Here is a 2,920-nt window from a genome sequence, read left to right as displayed (position 1 = left end):
CGTCAGCGGCACCGACAGCGCCAGTGCCATGCCGCCCACCGCGGACCGGGCGATCTCGACGGCCACGCTCTCACTGGTCAACACGTCGGTCAACGAGCGGTTGGCCACGCTGAACAGCAACAGCAGCGGCAGCGAACTACCCGCGTAAGCCAGCACCAGGGTGTAGACCGTGCTGGCGATGTGATCGCGCCCCACCCGAATGGCGCCGACGAAGATCGCCCGCCGCGAGCCGCCGAGGTGGGCGAGCTCGAACACCGTCGAGGCCTGGGTCACCGTCACGTCGTTGAGCACACCGAGTGAGCCGATGATGAAGCCGGCCAGCAGCAGGCCGCCGATCGACACGCTGCCCAGATACGCGCTGACCGTGCTGTTCTGCTCGTCGGACAAGCCGGTCAGCTGCGCCAATTGTATTGCCGCCCAGGATAATACGGCTGCCAGTAGCAGGGCCGCCAGGGTGCCCAGCAGCGCGGCGCTGGTCCGCAGGTTGACCCCGTGGGCGAGATAGATGACCGCGTACAGGATGGCCGCCGACGCGACGAGCGCCACCGGCACCGCCGGCGCGCCGTCGCGCAGCGCCGGCAGCAAAAACGTCACCAAGACCACGAACGCGACCACGATGCCCACCAGGGCCAGCAGCCCACGCCACCGCGCCACGGCCACGATCACCACCGCGAACGCGATCGCCAAACCGGCCAGCGCCCAACCACGTTCGAAGTCGTAGAACGCGTAGCTGGTGGCACCCTGGTCGTCGACCTGGCGGACGAGCCGAATGCGGTCGCCCACAGCAAATTTCGGCTGCCCCGGGCCGGGGGAGGACTCCAGCAGCGTCTGGGCGCCGGCGTTGGGGCCGGAGTCGATCGACACCTGGGTCAGCACGCAGCGTCCCGCGCCGGGCGGCGCCAGTTGCGGCGCGCCGGTGAGGACCTGGCTGACCGACGCGCTGCCGCAGTCGCCCATCCCGCTGGACAGCACGTGCCCGGCCTGCGTGCTCACCGCGCCGCCGGCGGCGTTCTGCAGCGGCATCGGGATGTCGACGTGCTGCCGGCTGGGCCACAACACAATCGCCCCGACGGCCACCGCCACGCCGATCGCGACCAACAACCCCACCACGATCCTGGCGGGCAACGGATCGACGGCGGACGGGCCCGGCGGCAGGCTGTGCGAGTGCGAGTGGGTCACCCGGTCGAGAGTAGAGGCCCCGCACCGGTGCCTACGGTCGATAGCCGACCAGGAAATTGCCCAACCGCTCGATCGCGGCCGCCAGATCGCGGGCCCACGGCAGCGTCACGATGCGCAGGTGATCCGGTGCCGGCCAATTGAAGCCGGTGCCCTGGGTGACCAAAATCTTTTCCTGCAAAAGCAGATCGAGGACGAGCTGTTCGTCGTCGTCGATGTCATAGACCTCGGGATCCAGCCGGGGGAACGCGTAGAGCGCACCGGCCGGCTTGACGCAGGACACGCCCGGAATCTCGTTGAGCTTGGACCATGCGACGTCGCGCTGCTCGAGCAGCCGTCCGCCGGGCAGCACCAGGTCGTCGATGCTCTGATAGCCGCCCAGTGCCACCTGGATCGCGTGCTGCGCCGGAACATTGGGGCACAGGCGCATATTGGCCAGCAGGTTGATTCCCTCGATGAAGCTGCCGGCGTGGTCCTTGGGCCCGGTGATCGCCAGCCACCCGGCCCGATAGCCGGCCACCCGGTAGGCCTTGGACAGGCCGTTGAAGGTCAGGCACAGCATGTCCGGCGCCAGCGTGGCCAGGTTGATGTGCTTGACGTCGTCGTAGAGGATCTTGTCGTAGATCTCGTCGGCGAGCAGCAGCAGCTCGTGCTTGCGCGCCAAATCGACTATCTGGGTGAGGACTTCGCTGGTGTAGACCGCGCCGGTCGGGTTGTTCGGGTTGATCACCACCAGCGCCTTGGTCCGCTCGGTGATCTTGGACTCCATGTCGGCGATGTCGGGCTGCCAGCCCTGCGTCTCGTCGCACAGGTAGTGCACGGGCGTGCCGCCCGCCAGGGAGGTCGACGCCGTCCACAGCGGGTAGTCCGGCGACGGGATCAGCACCTCGTCGCCGTTATCGAGCAGGGCCTGCAGGGTCATGGTGATCAGCTCGGACACCCCGTTGCCCAGATAGACGTCGTCGACGTCGAAGCGGGGAAATCCGTCGACCAACTCGTAGCGGGTCACCACGGCCCGGCGGGCGGGCAGGATGCCCTGCGAGTCGGAGTAGCCCTGGGCGTACGGCAGGGCCTGGATCATGTCACGCATGATCACGTCGGGCGCCTCGAAGCCGAACGGCGCCGGGTTGCCGATGTTGAGCTTGAGGATGCGATGCCCCTCGGCCTCCAGCCGCGCGGCCTGCGCGTGCACCGGCCCGCGGATCTCGTACAGGACGTCCTGGAGCTTCGACGACTGCGCAAAACTGCGTTGCGGCCGGTGATGAGCCGACGCGTGTAGGGGCAGGTGATGGGTGGTCACATCACTAATGGTGCCATCACTGTCCACTGAAATTTGCTGTCAAGCGGCAAAGACGCAGCTCAGCGCTTGCCCGGGGGACGCGCCCCACGGGCGATGCCCAGGCCTTTGACCGGCGGCTGCGACGATGCGTCGTCGCCGTTGGTCTCCTTTGCCGGCTCCGCTTTCGGCGCCGGCTCGGCTTCAGCTTTGGGAGCCTCCGCCTTGGGCGCTTCCGCTTCAGGGGCTCCCGCCTTGGGGGCCTCGGCCTTCGGCGCCGCCTTCTTGGCTCCGGGTCGCTTGGCGCCCGCGGCGATGCCCAGGCCCTTGACCGGCGCCGCGGGTTCCTTGGCTTCGGCCTTGGTCTCGGTCTGGGCTTCGGGGGCCGCTTCCGACGGGGCCTCGGCCTTGGGGGCCGCTGCCTTCGAAGCCTCGGCCGCCGGTGCCGCCTTCTTAGCGCCGGGTCGC

Annotated in this window: 2 protein-coding genes and 1 pseudogene; all 3 read right to left on the bottom strand. The window is 68.6% G+C overall.

Annotated elements, in window-relative coordinates:
- Positions 1 to 1,179: YibE/F family protein (locus DQP58_RS26370; protein ID WP_133259450.1), on the bottom strand; the 1,179-nt coding region annotated here is incomplete at its 3' end.
- Positions 1,180 to 1,210: 31 nt separating this feature from the next.
- Positions 1,211 to 2,503: a pyridoxal phosphate-dependent aminotransferase gene (locus DQP58_RS26365; protein ID WP_112710966.1), complete on the bottom strand. Its 1,293-nt coding sequence runs from the start codon at positions 2,501 to 2,503 to the stop codon at positions 1,211 to 1,213.
- A 32-nt stretch (positions 2,504 to 2,535) separates the two neighbouring features.
- Positions 2,536 to 2,920 (bottom strand): annotated as a pseudogene (locus DQP58_RS26360) (FeS-binding protein); the annotation flags it as partial.

It is taken from the genome of Mycobacterium colombiense, from assembly GCF_003284975.1.
In the GTDB taxonomy this organism is placed as follows: domain Bacteria; phylum Actinomycetota; class Actinomycetes; order Mycobacteriales; family Mycobacteriaceae; genus Mycobacterium; species Mycobacterium europaeum_A.
Note: the sequence above shows the minus strand (reverse complement) of the source record. Positions and strands in the feature narration are given on the sequence as shown.